Annotated in this window: 1 protein-coding gene; it reads right to left on the bottom strand. The window is 48.1% G+C overall.

Going from position 1 to position 1,647, the window contains the following annotated elements; all coding sequences use genetic code 11:
• Positions 1 to 62: 62 nt before the first annotated feature.
• Positions 63 to 1,454: an IS110 family RNA-guided transposase gene (locus tag BM123_RS23715; RefSeq protein ID WP_090173621.1), complete on the bottom strand. Its 1,392-nt coding sequence runs from the start codon at positions 1,452 to 1,454 to the stop codon at positions 63 to 65.
• Positions 1,455 to 1,647: the final 193 nt, after the last annotated feature.

Below are 1,647 nucleotides of genomic sequence, written 5' to 3'. Positions count from 1 at the left end.
CAGCGAAGTTATACTGATAACAAGCAAGCATCTGCCGACTTATTTTTAGATTTACAACGAGACTAGGATGATCCCGTACTTTCGGCCACCGTTGCCGCTTGGGACTCCTGGTCTTTTTTTCGTTTACGGCGCTGTCGATTGCTTATTGGGGCGTCCTGCGACCGGGGCTGAAAGCGGCGTGTGAGGTCAGCTTTTACTAGTAATTTCACCTCTTTAGTTTCTTCGTTTGCTCTGGGAGTAATTTGGTTGAGCTGATCCACACCTGCATCAAAGTTGCTTCCATTCTTTAACATACCATACATGATGCGAAGCAACTTGTGCATTAGGACACCCAAGGCCCCGTCATGCGTCATTCCTTTTTGACGGAACTTGGCATAAATGCTCTTGAGGTAAGGCTCTTGCCCTAAACTTCGGAAGGCTAGTAGATAACTCATACGCCGTACGATTCCATTACCCTGCTTAGACATACCGATTTTTACGCTGCCGTCACCGCTTATCTTAACCCTAGGCTGGACGCCAAAAAATGCAGCCATAGCTTTTGCGCTATCGAAGCGGTCAACGTCTTCGATGAAGCATAGCAAAATGGTTGCCGTGACGCGCCCCATTCCTCCAATGGAGCACAACTGAGCGACCTGCTTTTCAGATACGGGGGCCATCTGACAAAGCTGCTTTTCCAGCGCGTCGATTTCCTCTTGTAACATCAAGATGTGGCGTGCTTTTGACTGGATTGCCAAAACAACCATTGGGGGTGTTTCCTTCATATCGATTCCTTCGCGGAGAGCCCGGTGAAGTTCACTGGCTTTACCTTTTGGCACTCGCTTGATCTGCTTAAGGCCATGAGCTGCAGCAAGTTGGATAGAGCGCTTGCTGCCGTAGGTGGCGAGCATTTGCAAAAAATATCGAGACCAGTTTTTCGGCACGAACGGCACTAAAGATGGTAGATATTGGTAGAGTAATTTCTGCAAGCTGTTCTTATGTCCAGTGCAATCCTGGTCAAGACTGGTAATGTGGCGAATAAGATTGCGGGCCGGAGCATATCGAGGGTCAACGACGATTTCCCGAGGAGAAAAATTTTCCAGATTTTTGGCAACATGATGAGCTATGGTCAGCGTGCTGATACCGTCGCTGATACTGTTACGCTTCTGCACTCGGTACTCGTGATGAGTAATCTTAGCGTTCAATCGGTAACTCTCAACGAAGCCAGATAATGCTGGCTGTTTGACCATCCGAAGCCAGTTGTCTTCGTAACCTCCGGTACTTTCTACTACCAGGAGAATACGAACAGGTTTATACGTTTGCTGCAGCAGTACGATCTGCTCACGCAGTCGGGTATGGCCGGCTTTGTTGTCATCAAGTTGAAAGGGTTCGACCAAGGTCTTCTTGTCGCTGTCACCAATAAGAAAATCGGCATACCCTTTACTCACATCGGCCGCTACTATAATCGTTTTGGACATAAGAAAGTGATTGGGGTGAGATAAGAAGTCAGGCTTGTTCAAGCTTGTGAATACGGCCTCGAAAACCTAGTTATACTCCGAACTTTAGCCTGACGGCGGGGAAAAACTTCGCTTCGGTGTCAAGCACCAGCTAAACAAGCTCCTCCTCTGGCCGTCAAACTAGCTTAACTTCGTGGTACGCAAGGATACAAGC

Source organism: Neolewinella agarilytica (genome assembly GCF_900110645.1).
GTDB classification, from domain to species: Bacteria; Bacteroidota; Bacteroidia; order Chitinophagales; family Saprospiraceae; genus Neolewinella; species Neolewinella agarilytica.
Note: the sequence above shows the minus strand (reverse complement) of the source record. Positions and strands in the feature narration are given on the sequence as shown.